Annotated in this window: 22 protein-coding genes; 4 read left to right on the top strand and 18 right to left on the bottom strand. The window is 61.6% G+C overall.

Annotation, left to right across the window (positions count from 1 at the left end; all coding sequences use genetic code 11):
- Window positions 1-111: 111 nt before the first annotated feature.
- Both ACY8FN_RS10380 and ACY8FN_RS10375 read right to left on the bottom strand, forming a co-directional pair.
- Window positions 112-849 carry a hypothetical protein gene (locus ACY8FN_RS10380; protein WP_463099962.1) on the bottom strand — a complete coding sequence of 246 codons (738 nt, stop codon included), beginning with the start codon at window positions 847-849 and terminating at the stop codon, window positions 112-114.
- Complete coding sequence (locus tag ACY8FN_RS10375) at window positions 849-1,409, bottom strand: YceI family protein (protein WP_463099961.1); 561 nt, start codon at window positions 1,407-1,409, stop codon at window positions 849-851. Before ACY8FN_RS10375 ends, ACY8FN_RS10380 begins: the two co-directional genes overlap by 1 nt.
- 109 nt (window positions 1,410-1,518) lie before the next feature.
- Here ACY8FN_RS10375 and ACY8FN_RS10370 point away from each other — a divergent pair, with 109 nt between their 5' ends.
- On the top strand, window positions 1,519-2,421 hold the full coding sequence (locus tag ACY8FN_RS10370; RefSeq protein ID WP_101324279.1) for a LysR family transcriptional regulator: 903 nt from the start codon (window positions 1,519-1,521) through the stop codon (window positions 2,419-2,421).
- A gap of 42 nt (window positions 2,422-2,463) precedes the next feature.
- Here the strand turns inward: ACY8FN_RS10370 and ACY8FN_RS10365 are convergent, their stop codons facing one another.
- Window positions 2,464-2,892: a hypothetical protein gene (locus ACY8FN_RS10365; RefSeq protein ID WP_463099960.1), complete on the bottom strand. Its 429-nt coding sequence runs from the start codon at window positions 2,890-2,892 to the stop codon at window positions 2,464-2,466.
- A 67-nt stretch (window positions 2,893-2,959) separates the two neighbouring features.
- On the opposite strand from ACY8FN_RS10365, the gene ACY8FN_RS10360 reads away from it, so the two are divergent.
- Window positions 2,960-4,690 (top strand): formate--tetrahydrofolate ligase, encoded by a 1,731-nt coding sequence (locus tag ACY8FN_RS10360; RefSeq protein ID WP_463099959.1) that lies wholly within the window; start codon window positions 2,960-2,962, stop codon window positions 4,688-4,690.
- 81 nt (window positions 4,691-4,771) lie between these two features.
- Here the strand turns inward: ACY8FN_RS10360 and ACY8FN_RS10355 are convergent, their stop codons facing one another.
- Both ACY8FN_RS10355 and folE read right to left on the bottom strand, forming a co-directional pair.
- Complete coding sequence (locus ACY8FN_RS10355) at window positions 4,772-6,427, bottom strand: methyl-accepting chemotaxis protein (RefSeq protein WP_463099958.1); 1,656 nt, start codon at window positions 6,425-6,427, stop codon at window positions 4,772-4,774.
- Window positions 6,428-6,843: 416 nt separating this feature from the next.
- Window positions 6,844-7,500, bottom strand: a complete 657-nt coding sequence (gene folE, locus ACY8FN_RS10350) for a GTP cyclohydrolase I FolE (protein WP_101324275.1) — start codon at window positions 7,498-7,500, stop codon at window positions 6,844-6,846.
- 310 nt (window positions 7,501-7,810) lie between these two features.
- Between folE and moeA the strand changes: the two genes are divergently transcribed.
- Window positions 7,811-9,037 carry a molybdopterin molybdotransferase MoeA gene (gene moeA, locus ACY8FN_RS10345; protein WP_463101154.1) on the top strand — a complete coding sequence of 409 codons (1,227 nt, stop codon included), beginning with the start codon at window positions 7,811-7,813 and terminating at the stop codon, window positions 9,035-9,037.
- Entirely contained in the window at window positions 9,034-9,789 is a 756-nt protein-coding gene (gene moeB / locus ACY8FN_RS10340) for a molybdopterin-synthase adenylyltransferase MoeB (protein ID WP_463099957.1), read from the top strand. The genes moeA and moeB overlap by 4 nt, the downstream gene beginning before the upstream one ends.
- A 117-nt stretch (window positions 9,790-9,906) precedes the next feature.
- Here moeB and ACY8FN_RS10335 read toward each other — a convergent pair whose 3' ends face one another.
- From ACY8FN_RS10335 to napA, 13 genes are all read right to left on the bottom strand, one after another.
- Window positions 9,907-10,683 (bottom strand): alpha/beta fold hydrolase, encoded by a 777-nt coding sequence (locus ACY8FN_RS10335; RefSeq protein WP_463099956.1) that lies wholly within the window; start codon window positions 10,681-10,683, stop codon window positions 9,907-9,909.
- A 91-nt stretch (window positions 10,684-10,774) separates the two neighbouring features.
- Window positions 10,775-11,875, bottom strand: a complete 1,101-nt coding sequence (gene modC / locus ACY8FN_RS10330) for a molybdenum ABC transporter ATP-binding protein (protein ID WP_463099955.1) — start codon at window positions 11,873-11,875, stop codon at window positions 10,775-10,777.
- Complete coding sequence (modB, locus tag ACY8FN_RS10325) at window positions 11,872-12,552, bottom strand: molybdate ABC transporter permease subunit (protein WP_463099954.1); 681 nt, start codon at window positions 12,550-12,552, stop codon at window positions 11,872-11,874. The genes modC and modB overlap by 4 nt, the downstream gene beginning before the upstream one ends.
- A 111-nt stretch (window positions 12,553-12,663) precedes the next feature.
- On the bottom strand, window positions 12,664-13,392 hold the full coding sequence (gene modA / locus ACY8FN_RS10320; RefSeq protein ID WP_463099953.1) for a molybdate ABC transporter substrate-binding protein: 729 nt from the start codon (window positions 13,390-13,392) through the stop codon (window positions 12,664-12,666).
- 88 nt (window positions 13,393-13,480) lie between these two features.
- A complete protein-coding gene (moaE, locus tag ACY8FN_RS10315) occupies window positions 13,481-13,954 on the bottom strand; it encodes a molybdopterin synthase catalytic subunit MoaE (RefSeq protein WP_139693929.1) in 474 nt (157 codons plus the stop codon).
- Window positions 13,955-14,054: 100 nt separating this feature from the next.
- Window positions 14,055-14,300: a molybdopterin synthase sulfur carrier subunit gene (gene moaD / locus ACY8FN_RS10310; protein WP_438580512.1), complete on the bottom strand. Its 246-nt coding sequence runs from the start codon at window positions 14,298-14,300 to the stop codon at window positions 14,055-14,057.
- Window positions 14,297-14,821 (bottom strand): cyclic pyranopterin monophosphate synthase MoaC, encoded by a 525-nt coding sequence (moaC, locus tag ACY8FN_RS10305; protein WP_139693921.1) that lies wholly within the window; start codon window positions 14,819-14,821, stop codon window positions 14,297-14,299. Before moaC ends, moaD begins: the two co-directional genes overlap by 4 nt.
- 9 nt (window positions 14,822-14,830) lie before the next feature.
- Entirely contained in the window at window positions 14,831-15,337 is a 507-nt protein-coding gene (moaB, locus tag ACY8FN_RS10300) for a molybdenum cofactor biosynthesis protein B (protein WP_042020350.1), read from the bottom strand.
- A 245-nt stretch (window positions 15,338-15,582) separates the two neighbouring features.
- The gene (locus ACY8FN_RS10295) at window positions 15,583-16,176 is read right to left on the bottom strand and encodes a NapC/NirT family cytochrome c (RefSeq protein ID WP_042020349.1); all 594 of its coding nucleotides are present in this window, start codon (window positions 16,174-16,176) and stop codon (window positions 15,583-15,585) included.
- A gap of 11 nt (window positions 16,177-16,187) precedes the next feature.
- On the bottom strand, window positions 16,188-16,643 hold the full coding sequence (locus tag ACY8FN_RS10290; RefSeq protein WP_101324268.1) for a nitrate reductase cytochrome c-type subunit: 456 nt from the start codon (window positions 16,641-16,643) through the stop codon (window positions 16,188-16,190).
- Complete coding sequence (gene napH, locus ACY8FN_RS10285) at window positions 16,643-17,518, bottom strand: quinol dehydrogenase ferredoxin subunit NapH (protein WP_101324267.1); 876 nt, start codon at window positions 17,516-17,518, stop codon at window positions 16,643-16,645. The genes ACY8FN_RS10290 and napH overlap by 1 nt, the downstream gene beginning before the upstream one ends.
- Complete coding sequence (napG, locus tag ACY8FN_RS10280; RefSeq protein WP_463099952.1) at window positions 17,515-18,252, bottom strand: ferredoxin-type protein NapG; 738 nt, start codon at window positions 18,250-18,252, stop codon at window positions 17,515-17,517. Before napG ends, napH begins: the two co-directional genes overlap by 4 nt.
- Window positions 18,253-18,268: 16 nt before the next feature.
- Window positions 18,269-20,758: a nitrate reductase catalytic subunit NapA gene (gene napA / locus ACY8FN_RS10275; RefSeq protein WP_101324265.1), complete on the bottom strand. Its 2,490-nt coding sequence runs from the start codon at window positions 20,756-20,758 to the stop codon at window positions 18,269-18,271.
- Between the last annotated feature and the right edge of the window lie 52 nt (window positions 20,759-20,810).

Genomic DNA, 20,810 nt, shown 5'->3' with positions numbered 1-20,810 from the left:
TAAAATGAAAATCCTTTTTATCTGAAACACATAGGGGGCTCAATCATTATCTGCCAAGAGTATGAGCGGGTATGCAAAAATGACTGTAATTGCCTGTTTTTCATGCAAAAATCAGTACAAAGAAGCAGCAGGCCACACCCACCGCAGGCTGAGTCCGGTTCCCGCGGCGGCGAGCAGGATCAGTGCCCCCCAGCGCAGCGGCAACCGCTGGTCACGCAAGGCCCACTCCAGCAGCGGCAGCAGCCAGACCGGCAGCAACACCACCAGCGGCACCTCCACATATTGCCAGGCGAGCATCTGAACGAAGGCGAGGGCCAGCGCCAGAGCGGCGGGTGCCACCTTGATGCCCGCGAAGGTGGCAAGCAACGCGCGAAAACCGGCGAAAGCCGCCAGCGCACCGGCCAGCTGGGCAATCAGCAGGCTGCCATCAATGCCGATCACCAGCGCCAGCCAGATAAAGCCGAGGGCAAAACCGAGCCCCTCGCGACTGTCACCGCGCAGACCACTCCAGCCAAACCAGAGGATGGCGGGCAGCAGCGCCAGCCAGATCAGCGGCTCGCTGGCCAGTACCGAGGCCAATCCCTGCCACCACACCAGCGCACTGAACAGTGTAAACAGCAGCAGCGATCCGCGCAGGTCGCTCACCTGAGCCGCAATGGCGGGCACCAGCAAGGTCAGTGGCAGCCACTGCCACGCCTTGGCCGGAATGCCATAGAGGCCGCCGAGCAAGGATCCCACCAGCCAGAGCGCCAGCGCGCCCCACAGATACCCCAGTCGCGGCCAGCGCCACGATAGCAAAGCGGCTCCCAGAGGAGCCGCCAGGGTTTGCAGCAGCAGTTCCGCGCCCATTACTTGCGCACGCCTTCGACAAACAGGTTGATGTTCATCTCGTCCGGGATGCCGGGCAGCATGTAGCTCACGCCAAAATCACTGCGCTTGATGGAGGTGGAAGCGTTGAAGCCGCTGCGGTAGCCGCCCCAGGGATCCTTGCCCTCACCGATCTTGACCAGATCGAAGGCCACTTCCTTGGCGACGCCGTGCAGGGTCAGGGTCCCTTTCAGCACGCCTTTATCCTTGGTGCCCTCGTAAGCGGAGCTGACGAAGGTCATCTTGGGATACTGCTTCACATCGAGGAAGTCAGGGCTGCGCAGGTGTTTGTCGCGGGCCTCGTGGTTGGAATCGACGCTGGCGGCATCCACTTCAAAGCTCGCTTTGGCCGTCGCCGGGTTGGCGTCATCCATGCTGAAGGTACCGCTGAAGGTGTTGAAGCGACCCACCAGCTCGGAGAAGCCCAGGTGACCCACCTTGAACTGCACCGTGGTGTGCGCCGCATCCACATCGTAATCCGCCGCCATCAGAGGGGTCGCCATAAACAGGCAGGAGGCCAGCAGAGCCTTGGTCATTTTCATCCGTTCGTTCCTTCATCTTGGGGTTCACTTCAGTGGCCAAAATGCTAACCTCGTTATGAAGATTAATAATCATCGATTTATTAAATTCATTATTTACTGAGGATGGAAAATGGACCAGATCGCCGCCATGCGCACCTTTATCAAGGTGGTGGAGTGCCAAAGCTTTACCAAGGCCGCCAACCAGCTCGGCATCTCGGTCGCCATGGCCTCCAAACTGATGCAGCAGCTGGAGGAGTCCCTCGCCACCCGGCTGCTGTCGCGCACCACCCGTCAGGTCAATCCCACCGAAGCGGGCCAGTTCTACTACCAGCGATCCCTCGCCCTGCTGGCGGAGCTGGAAGAGACCCACAGCCAGCTGACCCACCACAACCAGCAACCCCACGGCACCCTCAAGCTCTCGGTGCCGATGGATTTTGGCTACCTGCACCTCTCCCCCGCCCTGCCGCTGTTTCGCCAGCGCTTTCCCGATCTCAAGCTCGATATCGAGTACAGCGACCGGCGGGTGGCACTGGTGGAAGAGGGATTCGATCTGGCGCTGCGCATCGGCCATCTCAGTGACTCCTCGCTGGTGGCACGCCAGCTGGCCACCATCAAGCTGGCACTCTGCGCCAGCCCCGCCTATCTGGCTCGCAAGGGCACGCCGCAGAGCCCGGAAGATCTCAAACAGCACGACTGTCTGGTCTATACCCTGACCCAGCCGGAGTGGCACTTCAAACAGGGTGGCGAAGCGCAGAGTATCCGACCGCAGGGGCCGCTGCGGGCCAACAACGGGGTAGCGCTGACCCGCGCCGCTTGTGATGATCAGGGCATCATATTGCAGCCCACCTTTATCGTGGGGGAGCCCCTGCAGACAGGGCAGCTGGTGAGCCTGCTACCGGAGTGGGACAAGGGGGAGGTGGGGCTCTATGCAGTCTATCCGCACCGCCGCTTCGTCTCGGCCAAGGTGCGCTGCTTTATCGAGTTCGTGCAGGAGCGCTATCTCGCCCCGCAACAGTGGGATGCGCCAGCCTGATTGCCAGAGCAGAGGGTACAGCCTGCTGACCCGGCTTAAAACCTAACGCTGGTCGGGTGCGGCGGTGGATGCGGCAACAGGGATGAGCTTGGCGAGCAGACGCTCCTTCTCGAGGTGCAGCTGCCAGCGTGGCAGACGGGCGCGGATCACCGACAACTGCGGCTCACTGAGGGCATAGGGGAGCGCCACTTCCAGCTCGCTGCAGTCAAACATGGCGGCCAGTTGCAGGATCAGAATGAGGTTCGCCTCATCAGTTCTGTGCTTGTTAACCCGCTTGCGGATCTCGTGGCGCAGCTGGCTTTCTGGATCCTGGGTCATCGCCTGCCAGCCGAAACCGAACAGCGGTACCAGCGCACTGACGATCCCCAGCGCCGTCATCGGCTGCTTGGGGGGATGATAGAGTTCGTTGAGATCCAGCAGAACAGGATTCTGACGAACCTCGCCACCACCAAATAAAATCGTTTTCGTCATTGGATTACCCGTTATATTCCACTAGACTGCGCCGCATATTTTACCCCGATATGCCAACGAGGTGCTGATGCTAAGCGATATCGAGATCTCCCGCCAGTCCCCCCGTCTCTCCATTCACACGCTGGCCGAACGCCTCGCCATCCCCCAGCACCTGCTCAGCCCTCACGGTCACTACAAAGGCAAACTCAGCCTGGCACTGCTCAAGGCCCAACCCAAAAAAGCAGGCAAGCTGGTGCTGGTAAGCGCCATCACCCCCACCCCGCTCGGTGAAGGGAAGACGGTGACCACCCTTGGCCTCTCCATGGGGCTCAACCATATCGGCCAGCCCAGCATCGCCACTATCCGCCAGCCGAGTCTCGGGCCGGTATTCGGGGTCAAGGGGGGCGCAGCCGGTGGCGGCCACGCTCAGGTGGTGCCGATGGAGGAGATGAACCTTCACCTCACCGGCGATTTTCACGCCCTGACGGCAGCCCACAATCTGGCGGCGGCAGCCCTCGATGCCCGCCTGTTCCACGAGCAGAAACTGGGGGATGAGTTCAGCGCCAGAACCGGTTTGCCACGGCTCGAGATCGACCCGGCCCATATCCTCTGGCCGCGCACCCTCGACATGAATGACCGCGCCCTGCGTCACCTCACCATAGGTCAGGGTGGCGCAAGCGATGGCGTGGAGCGCAGCGATCGCTTCGTCATCACCGCCGCCTCCGAGCTGATGGCCATTCTGGCGCTGGCAAGCGATCTGAAAGATCTGCGCCAGCGCATCGGTCGCATCCAGCTGGCCCGCGATATCCACGGCAAGCCCATCACTACCGAGCAGCTGGAAGTGGCAGGGGCCATGACGGTGCTACTCAAAGAGGCGCTGCAACCGACCCTGATGCAGACCACCGAGCAGACGCCGGTGCTGGTACACGCTGGCCCCTTTGCCAATATCGCCCACGGCAACTCCTCGGTGATCGCCGATCGCCTCGCCCTTGGCCTGACCGACTATGTGGTAACCGAGGCGGGTTTTGGCTCCGACATGGGGCTGGAGAAGTTCTTCAACATCAAGAGCCGCCAATCCGGTATCACCCCCGCCTGCGTGGTGCTGGTGGCCACGGTGCGCGGCCTCAAGGCCAACAGCGGCCTGCTCGACATCCGTCCGGGCCAGCCGCTACCGGCTAGCCTGCAGGGGGAAGATCTGCCGACCCTCAAGCAAGGCTGCGCCAACCTCGCCTGGCATATCCAGAACGCCCGCCGCTACGGGGTGCCGGTGGTGGTCGCCATCAACCGCTTCCCCACCGACAGCGAGGCCGAGCTGGCGCTGCTGGCCCATGAGGCGCGCCAAGCCGGTGCCTGTGGCGCAGCTATCTCCAACGCCTTCACTCAAGGTGGCTCTGGTGCCAGCGAACTGGCCCACGCCGTGGTCGCCGCCTGCGAGCAGCCCAGCAAGGTGAAACTGCTCTACCCCGACGAGATGAGCCTCACCGCCAAGCTGGCGACCCTGGTGGAGTGCGGCTACGGCGGCCGCGGGGTGCAGCTCTCCGACAAGGCCCGCCAACAGCTGGCGCAACTCTCCGCAGAAGGGTGGGATCACTTGCCCATCTGCGTGGCCAAGACGCCGCTCTCCATCAGCCATGATCCGGCCAAAAAGGGGGTGCCGACCGATTTCGAGGTGCCCATCGATGAGGTGAAGCTCTGCGCCGGTGCCGGGTTCGTCTATGCGCTGGCGGGCCCCATCATGACCATGCCGGGGCTGGGCAGTCTGCCTGCCTATCGCCATATCGATATTGATGAAGATGGCGAGATCGTCGGCCTGAGCTGATCACTTCAGTTCACTTCACAACGCCAGAAACAACAAGGCCCCGCCAATTGGCGGGGCCTTCTGTTATCCATGCGTCACGGGTTAGAGGGTGAAACGCTGGGTCATATGATGCAGGGTGTTGGCCAGCTTGCTCAGTTCACCACACGCCTGGGCGATCTGATGGGCGCCCTGGGCATTCTCGTCCGCGGCATTGTGGATGTTGACGATATTGCGGTTGAGCTCTTCGGTCACCGCGTTCTGCTCTTCGGTGGCGGTGGCGATCAGGGTATTCATGTCAGTGATGCGCACCACGGCACCATTAATGGTGTCGATACTGGTACCCGCATCCCGCGCCAGACCGACGCTCTCCTGCATCTGGTGACGGCTCAGCTGCATGGCGTTGCCCGCCTCGGCGGCGCGGCTCTGCAACAGCTCGATCATCTTGCTGATCTCGGCGGTGGAGTCCTGGGTACGCTGGGCCAGCGAACGCACTTCATCCGCCACGACCGCAAAGCCGCGGCCCTGCTCACCGGCACGGGCCGCTTCGATGGCGGCGTTGAGGGCCAGCAGGTTGGTCTGACCGGCGATATCGCGGATCACATCCAGTACCACGCTGATGTTGGCGCTGTCGGCCTCCAGCTGCTGCACTACAGTACCCGCCTGTTCAATCTTGACCGACACCTCTTCGATGCTGGCGATGGAGCTGCGCACCACCTCGCTGCCATCGGCCGAGGTGCGGGAGGCATCCTTGGCGGCGCTCATGGCATCTGTGGTGTTGCGGGCCACTTCGTTAACGGTGGACTGCATCTCGTTCATGGCGGTCGCCACCTGGGAGACTTCGTTCTGCTGAATGGCCATGCCACTGGCAGACTGGCTGGAGATGGCGCTCACCTCCTCCACTGCGCTGCTGAGCTGGCTCACGGAACCGGCGATCTCGCTCACCAGATCGGAGAGGGAACCCTGCATCCGGTTGATGGCGGCACCCAGCTGACCCAGTTCGTCGCGGTTGAAGCGGCTGTCGCGGATCCACTGCTGCAGCTCACCCTGCCCCAGCTCGCCATTGGCAATGCGTTGGGCCTGACGGGCCAGCATAATGAGCGGATCGCGGATCTGACGAGTCAGTACCATAGAGAGCACCACGACCAGTACCAGACCGAGCACCAGCGCAATGGTGACGCTCAGCTTGGCGGAGTCATAGGAGCCAACCACTACCTTGCGCGACTCGGTCGCATAACCGTGGTTGATGCGGATCAGCTCCGCCACCGACTTGTGCAGGTTGTTGTAGAGGGGGATCCCCTGATCCATGAAGATTTGCTGGGCCTCGCTCATCAGACCGCTATCCTGCAACTGCTTCACCTGCTGGTGCAGGGCAAGGTAGCTTGCCCAGTCGGCTTTGACGATATCGAAGGTGCGACGCTCTTCCACGTCCTGCGCCCAGATGGTCTTGTCGTGGTCAATCATCTGCTGTTTGAGGCGCTCCACCAACTGGGCGGCCGTGGTGCGGTACTCGGCACGCTTCTGGGGATCCGAGGCCACCAGGAACAGGGCCAGTTCATAACGACGCAGCTCACTGATGCTGTCACCGATGTCATTAGTGCGGTTGACTGCGGGCAGGATGCTGTCGGTAAAACCGATAGCCGCCCGGTTCATGTTGCTGAATTCCAGCAACGAGAAGCCGCCGATAAAGGCGACCATCAAACCGAGCACGGCAAAGCCGGCGGTGAGTTTTTTGCCTATGGTCATGGAACTGGTATTCATGGCGTATCCTGGTGGTCGTTAAATTCGTTGCACTCGTCCGGTTCACGCCCTCCTGGCATGAACTATCTGGCCACTTGTTCAGTGGCGCACCATCCAACCTTGATGAATATCTCTGAATTCCATGAGCGGCAGCGAGAGCCGTGAGGGGGCGCTAGAGTAACCAGATCGGGGTGGTTAGGAAAGAGTCTGTTTGGTTACTTTTTGTAAGGTGAGAGAGGGCAACTGCTCACCACTGATTAAATATACCGCTCAGATGAATAAATCGAAGAACAGCATAACGTTTACCTGATGCAGCCCCCGCAGGCCAAGCCGTTGCGGGGCAAGGTTCTCATCCGCTACCAATGAAAAACGCCAGCAATGGTTGCTGGCGTCTCGTTTATTCAGAGCGGCGGTTACAAAATAACCGTTACTTTATCTTATCCGCGCAGGCCGCCGAGAAATTCGGCCCGGGTATCGGGCTGGGTCTTGAACACCCCGCCGAGGGAGGTGGTGGTGGTATGGGAGGTAGAGTCCATCACCCCGCGCGCCTTGACGCAGTAGTGGGTCGCCCTGATGCTGATGGCCACGTCTTTGGTGCCAAGCAGGGTCTGCAGCGCCAGCAAAATCTGCTGGGTCAGCCGCTCCTGCACCTGGGGACGGCGGGCGAAAAACTGCACGATGCGGTTGATTTTCGACAAGCCAATCACCTTGCCACGAGGGATATAGGCCACATGGGCCAGCCCGTCGATGGTGACGAAGTGGTGCTCGCAGGTACTGGTGAGGCTGATGTCCCGCACCATGATCATCTCGTCCACCTGCATCTTGTTCTCGATCACCGTCACCTTGGGGAAGGTGGCATAATCAAGGCCGGAGAAGATCTCGTTGACGTACATCTTGGCGATGCGGTGCGGCGTTTCGGCCAGACTGTCATCGACCAGATCCAGCCCCAGCGTCTCCATGATGGAGCGCATATGGCCTTCGATCTTCTCCCGCTTCTGCTGGCTGTTCAGCTCGTTGGCGACCAGGGGAGTTTCCAGTCCCTGGGCTTCGAGGGCAGCCCTGACCAGCAAGGCTTCCTGACTAAGTGTTGTCATTCTCTTCTCTCCCACGCTCAGGGGCTGTGAGGGTCGCTCGTCGAGCCCCCCCTTAATGTTATGGCGCCGCACAGGGCCGACGGCATCGCTGTAATGGTAGCCACATAAGATATGGCGGCGATCTGTTATGGCGGCATAGTAAACGGCCATTGCCGCCAAGATTCAAGTCAACTTGTGCGTCACCTCAGACTTTATGGCCATCTCACCCCGTTTCAGCACCGATTACCTCGAGATTCCCTTGAGATAACCTGCCCATCCCCGGAGAATTTTGTGATAATCCCGCCTTCAATCATAGAAAGAGGTCATGACGATGGGATTTGATACCAGCGGACTACTCCCCTTAAGCGATGCCCTGCAAGGGATGCTGGAACAGCTCGCCTGCTGCTGCGACAGCGAGCAGCTGCCCCTGCCAGAGGCCCTTGGCCGGGTACTTGCCAGCGATATCGCCTCCCCCCTCGCCGTGCCCCCCTTCGACAACTCCGCCATGGACGGTTACGCCGTGCGCCTGGCCGATCTCGCCACCGACACCCCGCTCATCATGGCAGGCAAGGCCTTTGCCGGTCAGCCCTATCAGGGCGAATGGCCCGCTGGCCACTGTGTGCGGATCATGACCGGCGCCCCGGTGCCCGCAGGGACGGATGCGGTGGTGATGCAGGAAGAAACGCAGGCCGATGGCGATCGGATCACTTTTTTGTGCAAGCCGACCGTCGGGCAGAACATTCGGCTGGCGGGTAGCGACATCGACAAGGGCGCCTGCGTGCTGCCAGCCGGTACTCGCCTCACCCCAAGAGAGATGCCACTGCTGGCCTCCCTTGGCGTCGCCACCGTCGCGGTACGCCGCCCGCTGAAAGTGGCCATCTTCAGCACCGGCGACGAGCTCAAACCGGTCGGCACCCCGCTTGCCCACGGTGACATCTATGACTCCAACCGCTACGGCGTGCGGGCCATGCTGGCGCGCATGGGTTGCGACTGCCTCGACCTTGGCATCATCCCGGACGATCCGGCCCAACTGCGCGCCGCCTTTATCCGCGCCGATGAAGAGGCCGACGTGCTGATCACCACCGGTGGCGTCTCGGTGGGGGAAGCGGACTTCACCAAACAGCTGCTGGACGAGCTCGGCGAGATTGGCTTTTGGAAGCTCGCCATCAAGCCGGGCAAGCCGTTTGCCTTTGGTCGCCTGCCCCGCGCCTGGTTCTTCGGCCTGCCGGGCAACCCGGTCTCCGCCATGGTCACCTTCGATCAGCTGGTGCAGCCGGCGCTGGCCAAGCTGGCGGGCCAACGTTTCGAGCGACCGCTTCAGCTGCAAGCCGTGGCGACCGAGCCGCTCAAAAAGAGCCCGGGCCGACTCGACTTCCAGCGCGGCATTCTAAGCCAGGGGCCAAACGGCCTCGAGGTGCGCAGCACCGGCTCGCAGGATTCCGCCGTGTTCAGCTCCCTGTCGCGGGCCAACTGCTACATCATCCTTGAGCGGGAACGAGGCCGCGTCGCGGCGGGCGAGACCGTCACCGTCGAGCCATTCGGAGGATTGCTGCTGTGAGCGAGATCCTCAGTGACGCCGAGCTACTGCGCTACAACCGCCAGATCATCCTCAAATCCTTCGACTTCGAGGGACAAGAGGCGCTCAAGCAGGCCAAGGTGCTGGTGATAGGTGCTGGTGGCCTTGGCTGCGCCGCCAGCCAGTATCTGGCGGTGGCTGGGGTCGGCCAGCTCACCCTGGTCGATTTCGACAAGGTGGAGCTCTCCAATCTGCAACGTCAGGTGCTGCACAGCGATGAGCGCATCGGCCACCAAAAAGTGGACTCTGCCGCCCAGTCCCTGCGCGCCCTCAACCCCTGGCTCAAGGTAGAGACCCACGCCGCCGTGGCCGACGAAGCGCTGCTCGATACCCTGCTACCCCTGCACCAGCTGGTCTTGGATTGCACCGATAATCTGGCCATTCGCAATCTATTGAATCAGAAGGCACGCCAGCACAAGGTGCCGCTGGTCAGCGGCGCCGCCATTCGGCTGGAGGGGCAGCTCTGCAGCTTCACCTGGCAGGAAGATGAACCCTGCTACGCCTGCCTCAGCGCCCTGTTTGGCGAACAGGCCCTCACCTGTGTCGAAGCGGGTGTACTCGCCCCCGTGGTCGGGCTGGTGGGCAGCCTGCAGGCGCTGGAAGCGATCAAGCTGCTGGCGGGCATGGGCAAGTGCCATAGCGGCCGCCTACTGATGATCGACGGCCTAAGCGGCACCTTCCGCGAAATGAAGCTACCCAAGCGCCCCGACTGCCCGGTCTGTTCCCATCCTTGACTCAAACGGGATCAAAAAAGCCGAACCCTGTGGTTCGGCTTTTTGTTATCTGCGCTTTTTGTTAACTACACCCTCTGTTATCTACACCCTTGGTCATCTCTACCCTAAACCTTCTCCTCAATGGGTGGAGAGGATCCGTTGCAGCAGGTGGTTAAAACCCGAGGGATCTTCTGCGGGCCAGGCGTGGTGGCCGTTGGGGGTGTGGATGGTAGCGTTGGGCAGGGCGGCAAACTGCTCCACCCGTTTGGCCAGCGGCAGGTAGTCGTGACTGGTGGAGATAATGGCCACCGGCTGCCAGATGGTGCCGAGCCGAGCGCGCACCGACCAGCCGGGTAGCGCCTCCAGCAGCGCCTTGTAGGTTTTCTTTTTATTGCGCACGAAACGCAGCCGGAAGGTGTGGCGCACCTGCGCCAGATCCGGGCTTGGGAAGAGCTCGCGCCCCAGCCACCAGGCGAGGGGGCGCATGCCAAACCAGCGCAGCCACTTGAGACGCTGGGCATAACGTTCCTGCTCTTTGGGGGTCTCCAGCAGAAACTCGCTAAAACCGTTGACCAGCACCAACCCCCGCACCTTGTGCGGCAGTTGCAGCGCCAGCTCCAGCGCCACCATGGCCCCCAGCGATAACCCTACGACCCAGGCGGGCTCAGGCTGCTCATCGAGCCAGTTCGCCACATCAGCCGCCAGGGTGGGTACGTCGAACGGCCCCTCCTGCATGCTCTGACCATGGCCACGCAAGTCCAGTGCCACCACCCGATAGTGTTCGGAAAACCTTTCGATCTGCGCCTGCCAGTCGAGACTGGAGGAGCCCAACCCGTGCAGCAGTAACAGCAAGGGGCCCTCCCCCGCGCTGCGCAGGGCAAGGCCGTTGAATTTCATCACCTGATTGCGGCGCATCAGTGTATTGCCTCTCGACTCATCACCTGAACCATCTCTTGTTGTTATGTGGCCCGTGGCTATCCTGCCACGTTATCAGCACGGCGCCCACTCAGCCTTCGCTGACCAGACTCACCGCCTTGATATAAGCGTAGATCTGCTGCTCCGGCGCCAGCGCCAGCCGCCTGGCGGAGCGGCTGGTGATCCGGGCCAGCAGTATCTGCTGACCCAGCGCCAACTGCAACAGGGTCTGGCCGGGGCGCACCTCGCGCACCGCCAGCAGACGGGTGACGAGACAGTTGGAGAGACTGGAGTGCTCGATGGGGGCGGTGGCAATCACCACATCTCGCCCCGCCACCTTGATCTGCAAGGGCCCGCTCTCATCCGGCACATGGGTCATGGTGACCCGCAGCCGCTGCTCGCCAAGCTGCAGGGTCGCCATCTGCTCGTCGTCATCGTAGTGGGCCAAGGTGGCATCCAGCATCACCCCGGCATCGTCACGGCTGGCGAGCGAGAGATCGGTGCGGGCGAAGATCTCGCTTGGCCTGCCTTGCGCCTCGACCCTGCCACCTTCCAGCAGCACCAGCTGATCGCAGAGCAGGCTCACCTCCTCCATGGCATGGCTGACGAAGATCATCGGGATGCCACTCTCCTGCTGCAAGCCCTTGAGCACATGGGCCTGATGGATGCGGCTGCGCCGATCCAGCGCAGAAAAAGGCTCATCGAGCAGCAGCAGGTCAGGCTCGGCCAGCAGCGCCCGCCCCAATGCCACCCGCTGACGTTGGCCGCCAGAGAGGGCATGGGCAGGTTGCCCCAGCAGATCGGCAAAGCCGAGTCGCGCCGCCAGCACTTCGGGTTGCCAGCGCCCTCGCCCCTTGCGGGCCGCCAGTTGCAGATTGCCAAGCACCGTCAGATGGGGGAAGAGCCGCGAATCCTGAAACACCAGCCCGATGCGGCGCGCTTCGGGTAGCAGCGCTGCACACTCCCGCCCGCGCCACCGCAAGCGATCCCCGCTTCGGCGATCGAGCCCAGCGATGATGCGCAGCAGGGTGCTCTTGCCGCAGCCGGAGGGGCCAAACAGGCCGAGGATCCCACCCAGTTCGAGGGTCAGTGCGCAATCGAGGGTAAAGGGGCCAAACTCACGCCGGGCATGGAGGTTCAGGACATGGCGGGGTGGCTCGTTCACTGACGGCATAGTGGCGGGCTGGTTCATCCAAACACTCTCCGCTGTCTGCGCTGCAGCACGCCGTAAACCAACACCAGCATCACCAGCGAGAAGACCATCAAGCCGCCAGCCAGAATATGGGCGTTCTGGTAATCCATCGCCTCCACATGATCAAACAGGGCAATCGAAAGCACCTGAGTCTCGCCGGGAATATTGCCGCCAATCATCAGCACCACGCCAAACTCCCCCAGGGTATGGGCAAAGCCGAGGGCCGCCGCCATCACGAAGCTGGGCAGGGTCATCGGCAAGATGATGTGGAAGAAGCGCTCCAGCGGGCCGAGCCCCAGCGTAGCGGCGGCCTCCAGTTCCTTGTTGCCCATGTTGACGAAAGCGGAGGTGAGCGGCTGCACCACAAACGGCAGCGAATAGAGGATGGAGGCGAACAGCAGACCGAGAAAACTGAAGGCGAGCGGGGCGCCGAAGGTGTCGCGCCACCAGGCGCCGAAGCCATATTCGGGGGAGAAGGCGAGCAGCAGATAAAACCCCAGCACTGTGGGGGGCAGCACCAGCGGCAGCGCCACCAGTGCTTCCACCAACGGCCGCAGCCGGTTCTGACTGCGCGACAGCCACCAGGCCAGTGGCGGTGCCAGCAACAGCAAAATCGCTGTGGTACAGGCCGCAAGCTTCAGGGTGAGCCAGACCGCCAGCAGATCCCCTTCACTCATTGCCGACCTCCCGGTTGATAAATGCCCCCAACGGCATGGTCTCTATCCTCATTGCAAAGAGTGGCCGACCCGAAGGCCGACCACTCAGGGTATCGCGTCAGGCCCATGCCCTTATCGGGGCAGGGCATAGCCCGCAGCCTTGATCTGCCCCTGACCCGGCCCCTTGAGCCAGGCGACCAACGCATCCACTGCGGCCCCTTTCTTCAATACCAGCCCCTGCTGCTTGATGGGGGGATAGAAGCTCGCTGGCACCGCCCAGGCTTCGCCGGTCTTGCCCGCTTCCACCAGATTGGCCCAGGCGACGAAGCCCAGCTCGGCGTTGCCGGTATCGACAAATTGCCAGGTCTGGCTGATGTTGGCGCCGGTCAGCAACCGGTACTGCTTGGGATCGATCTTGAGATGGGCGAGGGTCGCCATGGCAGCGGCACCATAAGGAGCGGTGCGGGCATTGGCGATGGCAAGGTTGCCTTTCCAGTTGCGCAGAGCCGCTTCGTCAGGGGCCGGGCCCCCCTTCTTCCACAGCCCCAGCTGACCGATGGCGTAGGTGAAGCGATCGCTCCCCTTGCCCTCTTTTTCCAGCTTCTCGGGGGTCGCCACATCGGCGGAGAGGAACAGATCGAACGGCGCACCGTGGCTGATCTGGGTGTAGAGCACCCCGGTGGCGGCAGAGGAGATGGCCAGGGTGTGGCCGGTCTTGGCGGTGAACTCCTGGCCGATACGCTCTATGGTGCCCTTGAAGTTGGCAGCCACGGCCACCTTCACCTCATCGGCCTGCACAGCACCGGTATGCAAGGTGGCGGCGCAGACCCCTGCGATGACAACAGATAACAGCGGTTTCATTCCCTTTCTCCTGATGGGGCCCGAACATCCGCGCCCCGAAGCAGGGGCCGTGGTTCCCTTTGAACCTGCGCCCCTCGTGATGAACAGGTCAGGCTTGCCAGCGGGCAGCGGCGGCGTTGTCGCTCTCCTTGGCCTCGACCCAGCGTTGCACACCCTCGGCGGTCAGCTCTTTTTTCCAGAACGGCGCCCGGGTTTTCAAGAAATCCATGATGAAGTGACAGGCATCAAAGGCGGCGTCGCGGTGGGCACTGCTCACCGCCACCAGCACGATTTGATCGCCAAGCCACAGCTCGCCGATGCGGTGGATCAGGGTGCACTCCTGCAGCGGCCAGCGGCGACGGGCCTCCTGTACGATATCGGCCAGCGCCTTCTCGGTCATGCCTGGGTAGTGCTCAAGGGCCAGCCCTTTTACCTCCTCCCCCTGATTGAAGTCGCGCACCTTGCCAACGAAGGTGACGATGGCGCCACTGTCTGCACGGGTAGCAAGACGGGCATACTCGTCGGCCAGCGAGAAGTCCTCTCGCTGCACCAGAATGCGATCCATCATGGTTGCCTCGCTCATCATCAGCCTCCGGTCGTTACTGGAGGGAGAGGGAAGAAGGCCACTTCGTCGCCATCGCACAGCTCAGTGGTACGATCCACGGTCATTATCTCATTCATTCTCAGCCTCCGGTCACCGGCGGGAAGAAAGCCACCTCATCGCCATCATTGAGGGGCGTATCGAGGGGCACCAGCGTCTGGTTGACCGCCACCAGCAGTTTGCCCGCCTCGAGGGCCAGCGCCCACTTGTCACCGCGCTCACAGAGCTCTGCACGCAGCTGCTCGGCGGTGGCGTAATCGCACGGCAGACTCAGCTCGTCACAGGCCACCAGCTCTCTTACTTGCGCAAAAAACAGTACCTTGATCATGCTTGCTCCCCGCTAGTTGACCCCAACTGAAAATGGCCGGACTTGCCGCCCCTCTTCTCTACCAGTCGCACCTGCTCGATCACCATGTCCTTTTGCACTGCCTTGCACATGTCGTAGATGGTGAGGGCCGCCACCGAGGCCGCGGTCAGCGCCTCCATCTCCACCCCGGTCTTGCCGGAGAGCTTGCAGAGGGTGCGAATATGTACCTTGTGCTGCTCGGGCAGCGGCACGATTTCCACCTCCACCCGGGTCAGGGCCAACGGATGGCAGAGCGGGATAAGATCCGAGGTCTTCTTGGCGGCCATGATGCCGGCGATGCGGGCGGTGGCGAACACGTCACCCTTGTGATGCTGGCCGCTCAGGATCAGCGCCAGGGTCTCGGGAGCCATGGCAACAAACGCCTCGGCACGGGCTTCACGCTCGGTCACCTGCTTGTCGGTCACATCCACCATATGGGCTTCGCCGCTCTGGTTAAGGTGGGTCAAGTTAGGCTGGGTCTGCTTGGGATCGATCTGGTTCATCGTTTGCTCTCAAAGGTGGGAGACAAAGTTGCACGGCTTGGTGCGGGCATCGAGCTGATCGCGAATAAGTTGCTCCCAGCCCAACCGGCACGCACCGGGGGAGCCCGGCAGGCAGCAGATCAGGGTGCGATTTGCCAGCCCCGCCAGCGCGCGGCTCTGCATGGCTGAACCTTTTATCTCGGCAAACGAAAGCTGGCGGAACTGTTCGCCAAAACCTTGCACCGTGCGCTCGAACAGCACGCCGACCGCCTCAGGCACCCAATTTTGCTCATTAAAGCCGGTGCCACCGTTAATCAGGATTGCCTGCACTTCGCTGTCGGCGATCCAGTCACTGACCAGCGCCCGAATGCGAAACAGGTTATCAGCACACAGTGCCCGACCTGCAAGCTGGTGTCCTGTTGCAGTGAGGGCTGATACCAGATAGTCGCCCGAGCTGTCATCGGCGGTAGTGCGGCTGTCGGAAACCGTCAATACGGCGATCTTGAGGGGAATAAATTCGTTGTTGTTCTGTCCCATCGGGCAGCTCCTTATGGCTATGGGCCGTCAACGAGGCAAAATGAGGAGGGGGAGCAAACAGTCATAGAGAGCAACAAGAACCCGCGTCTCCATCCCGTTAGCCCACGTGCCCAGACGTTTGACGGCGGGCTGATTCTACCAAAGGTTTCACGGGATATGGGATTTAAAAGATACACAAATCTGATGTTTGTCTCAGATATCAGTAAAACGCAGGCCGGGCGAACCCGGCCTGTGATGAGGGGGGATCAGAATCCCTTCACCCCTGTCATGTCGGGCAGCTGGTGCGCAATCCCCTTGTGGCAGTCGATGCAGGTGCCCTGCCCCTCCTTGCCAAGATTGGCGGAGTGCATCTGGGCAGCCCGTTTACCTTGCAAAGAGAAATCCATGTACTCGAAGTTGTGGCAGTTGCGGCACTCGCGCGAGTCGGTCTCTTTCATCCGCTGCCACTCCCGTTCGGCCATCGCTCGGCGATGGGTTTCGAACTTCTCGGGGGTATCCACCTTGCCGGTGATCATGCCCCACAACTCTTTGGAAGCCTGCACCTTGCGGATGATCTTGTAGGTCCACTCGTGCGGCACATGGCAATCCGGACAGCTGGCCCGCACACCGGAGCGGTTGGCGTAGTGAATGGTGTCGCGGTACTCCTCGAACACGTTGTCCTTCATCTCGTGACAGCTGGTGCAAAACTTCTCGGTGTTGGAGGCTTCCATGGCGGTGTTGAAGCCGCCCCAAAAGATCACTCCACCGAAAAAGCCCATCATCAACAGCACCCAGAGGGCCGCTTTTGACGGTGACTTGAAGGTGGTCCACAGACGCTGGATAAAGCCGGGTAATTTCATTGATGGACTCCTTAGTTCAGTGCTTCAACCGGCTTGAAAGTATTTTCCACCAGCGGCTTGGCATCCGCTTGCGGCACATGGCACTGCAGGCAGAAGTAGCGACGGGGCGACACTTCACCCAGGGTTGTACCATCACGGGTCTCGAAGTGAGTCGGGCTGATCTTGGGGGCCTTCATGGCGCTGGCATTCTTGAAGCTGTGGCAGGCCAGGCACTTGTTGACCTTGTTATCCACCTCGTAGTTACGAATATCGTGGGGGATCAGCGGCGGCTGATGAATGTACTGGCGATCATACATATCGCCGTCTTTGCGAAAATTCTTCAGGGGTGCGGCATCCGCCTCGATCACCAGATCGGTGGCCCCCCGCTCGGATTTGATCCCTCCGGTACTGTTGATGATCTCGGGGGTGGCGGCCATCAAGGAACCCGCCATCAGGCAGGCCAGCATTGCTCCAATCAGCTTTTTCATTATTTATTCTCCAACGTTTTTTCTGCCTTGACGGCAAAACCTACAGTGATTTCAAAAACTTGTTCCGCGCAAACATCGATGCAACGGCCACAGTTGGTACACTCCTGAGCCGCAATCAAGGGCCCGTGACCGCGCTTGGCTCCGTGAACCGGCCCGCGCAGGATGGGGCGTTCCGGGCAGACCGCATAACAATCCATGCAGTTGCTGCACCGCTCACGCCCCTTGGCAGAAATTTTGATAAATCCGACCCGGTTGACCAGAGCATAGAAGGCCCCCACCGGACAGAGATGACCGCACCAGCCCCGCTCCAGCACGAACAGATCGAACAGGAACAACGCCGCCAGCAGGGCCCAGCCCGCCCCCATGCCAAACAGCAGACCGCGCATGGCCAGCGACACCGGATTGACCAGCTCCCACGCCATCACCCCCACCACCGCAGGCACCACCAGCACCATGGCCAGCAGCCAGTAACGGGTAGTACGGCTGAATTGGCCGTTGCCCTTGAGGCCAAGTCGCCCCCTGAGCCAGGCCGCGGCGTCAGTGATGAGGTTGACCGGGCAGACCCAGGAGCAGAACACCCGCCCCCCGACCAGCCAGTAACCGGCCAGCACGATGGCGGCCCCCAACCAGAGGGTGGTGATGGGCCAATGGCCCGCCGCCAGCGACTGCAACAGCGTGAGGGGATCGGTCAGTGGCACCGTCTCCAGCAACAGCGAGCTGGAGAGGTTGCCCTTGAGGATCCAGATGCCCGCCAGCGGCCCCAGCAAAAACAGCCCGAGAACGCTGAACTGAATCAGCCGACGCAGCAGCAGGAAGCGGTGGGAACGCCACCACCCCAGCTTGATGCGAGCCTCTTCCCCCGGATAACGACTCATAACCCCTCCGGTTTGCGGGTGGGCAGGGTGAGTCGCTCACCAATAAGCGACTTGTTTCCCGCTTTGGCCTTCTCTTCCCAGCCGAGCCGGTAGTGATGACCCAGCTCCCCCTTGGCGAGCTGACGGGGCACCACCTTGATGGCAGACTCCTCCAGCACGCAGGCGTGCTCGCACTTGCCACAGCCGGTGCAGACATCGCTGTGTACCGTGGGCAGGAACATGGCGTGCTTGCCGGTGCGCTGGTTATGCTGCAAATCAAGGGTGATCGCCTTGTCAATCAGCGGGCAGACCCGATAACAGACATCGCAGCGCAGGCCCAGATAGTTGAGGCAGGTCTCGTGATCGATGAGCACTGCCACCCCCATCCGTGCCTGATCAATGTCGGTCATCTGTTGATCCAGCGCCCCGCTCGGGCAGGCCACCACGCAAGGGATGTCATCACACATCTCGCACGGCACGGCACGCGCCTTGAAATAAGGGGTGCCGGTAGTCACAGGGTCAAACAGCCGGGCGAGCTTGAGGGTGTCGTAGGGGCAGGCCAGGGCGCAGAGCCCGCAGCGCACGCAGGCGCTGAGAAACTCCGCTTCGTCGAGAGCCGCAGGCGGACGCAGCGCCTGGGCAGGCACCGCGTGTGCCTGCTGGCGGGCCACCCCACCGAGCCCCACGCCAAGCAGGCCCACACCGCAGGCCCCATTTGCCATGTCGGCCAGAAACTGGCGACGACTACGACTCATCTCGCGCTCCCCCGCCTTATGCCTTCATCACCTTGACGGCGCACTTCTTGTAATCGGTCTCTTTCGAGAGCGGATCGGTGGCGTCCAGGGTCAGCTTGTTGACCAGTTGGCTGGCGTCAAAGAAGGGCATGAATACCAATCCCTTAGGGGGTTTATTACGGCCACGGGTCTCGACACGGGTCTTCACCTCACCACGGCGGGAGGAGACGATCACCTCTTCACCACGCCGCACGCCACGGGCCTTGGCATCGTCCGGGTGCATGAACAGCACTGCATCCGGGAAGGCGCGATAGAGCTCGGGCACCCGACGGGTCATGGTGCCGGTGTGCCAGTGTTCCAGCACCCGACCGGTGGAGAGCCACAGATCGTACTCTTGGTCCGGCGACTCGGCGGCAGGCTCGAACGGCAGGGCGAAGATGACCGCCTTGCCATCGGGCTTGCCATAGAAGCGCACCCCCTCGCCCGCTTTGACATAGGGGTCGAACCCTTCGCGGTAGCGCCACAGGGTCTCCTTGCCATCCACCACAGGCCAGCGCAGACCGCGCGCTTCGTGGTACTGATCGAACGGCGCCAGATCGTGACCGTGGCCGCGACCGAAGGTGGCGTACTCCTCGAACAGCCCCTTCTGGACGTAGAACCCGAAGTGCTCGGCTTCGTCGTTCAGCAGCCCCTTGCTCTGCTCTTTCGGGAACTGGTTGACCTGACCGTTGGCATAGAGCACCTCGAACAGGGTTTTGCCCTTCACTTCCGGCATCTTGGCAATCAGCTCAGCTGGCCACACCTCCTCGACCTTGAAGCGCTTGGAGAACTCCATCAGCTGCCACAAGTCGGACTTGGCCCCTTCCGGCGCTTTCACCTGCTGGTGCCAGAACTGGGTGCGGCGCTCGGCGTTGCCGTAGGCCCCCTCTTTCTCCACCCACATGGCGGTGGGCAGGATCAGGTCAGCTGCCTGGGCGGTGACGGTCGGGTACGGGTCGGAGACCACGATGAAGTTGCGCGGATCACGATAGCCAGGCAGGCGATCGGTATTCATGTTGGGACCGGCCTGCATGTTGTTGTTGCACATCACCCAGTAGGCGTTGAGCTTGCCATCTTTGAGCATGCGGTCTTGCAGCACGGCGTGGAAACCCACCTTGTCAGGAATGGTCCCCTCCGGCAGTTTCCAGATCTGCTCGGCAATGGCGCGGTGCTTGGGCTCGGTCACCACCATGTCGGCAGGCAGACGGTGGGCAAAGGTGCCCACTTCCCGCGCAGTGCCGCACGCAGAAGGCTGACCGGTCAGGGAGAAGGGGCCAGAGCCCGGCTCGGAGATCTTGCCGGTCAGCAGGTGAATGTTGTAGCAGAGGTTGTTGGCCCAGACGCCACGGGTATGCTGGTTGAAACCCATGGTCCAGTAGGAGACCACCTTCTTGCTCGGGTCGGCATAGATCTGGGCCAGCTTTTCCAGCTTCTCTTTGGAGACGCCGGAGAGCTTGGCGACCGACTCCACATCGTAATCCGCCACGAACTTGGCAAACTCGTCGAAGGTCATCGGTGTGGCATCGCCGCTGTCCGGGTTCTTCGCTTTCTGCTGCAGCGGATCGGTCGGGCGCAGGCCGTAACCGATGTCGGTGACCCCCTTCTTGAACACTGTGTGCTTGTTGACGAAGTCCCAGTTCACCTTGTCGTTCTGAATGATGTAGTTGGCGACATAGTTGAGGATCGCCAGATCGGTCTGCGGGGTAAATACCATGCCGTTGTCCGCCAGCTCGAAGCTGCGGTGCTCGAAGGTGGAGAGCACGTGCACCTGCACATCCGGATTGGAGAGACGGCGATCAGACATCCGCGACCAGAGGATGGGGTGCATCTCGGCCATGTTGGAGCCCCACAGCACGAACGCATCAGCCTGCTCGATATCGTCGTAGCAGCCCATCGGCTCATCCATGCCGAAGGTACGCATGAAGCCAACTACCGCAGAGGCCATGCAGTGGCGGGCATTGGGGTCGAGGTTGTTGGAGCGGAAACCGGCCTTCATCAACTTGGCGGCGGCATAGCCTTCCCAGACGGTCCACTGGCCGGAGCCGAACATGCCGACCGCAGTCGGGCCTTTCTCTTTCAGGGTCGCCTTGAACTTCTCGGCCATGATGTCGAACGCCTGATCCCAGCTAATGGGGGCGAAATCACCGTCCTTGTCGAACTGGCCGTTCTTCATCCGCAGCATCGGCTGGGTCAGACGATCCTGGCCGTACATGATCTTGGAGAGGAAGTAGCCTTTGATGCAGTTGAGGCCACGGTTGACCGGCGCATCCGGATCACCCTGAGTCGCCACGACCCGACCATTCTGCGAACCCACCAGCACGGAGCAGCCGGTGCCGCAGAAGCGGCAGGGGGCTTTATCCCAATGGATGGCAGTCTTGTCGGTACTGGTGATGAGATTGGCCGCCAGCGTGGGGGCACTGACACCAGCCACCGCAGCGGCAGCGGCCACCGCGTTGGCCTTCATAAAGTCGCGTCGACTCAGCTTCATGGCATATCCTCGCATTGCTTATCGCGTAAGTTTAAGTTGTCGAATCTATCGA

The organism is Aeromonas sp. 160P, assembly GCF_055193095.1.
This window is presented reverse-complemented; position numbering and strand designations above follow the sequence as displayed.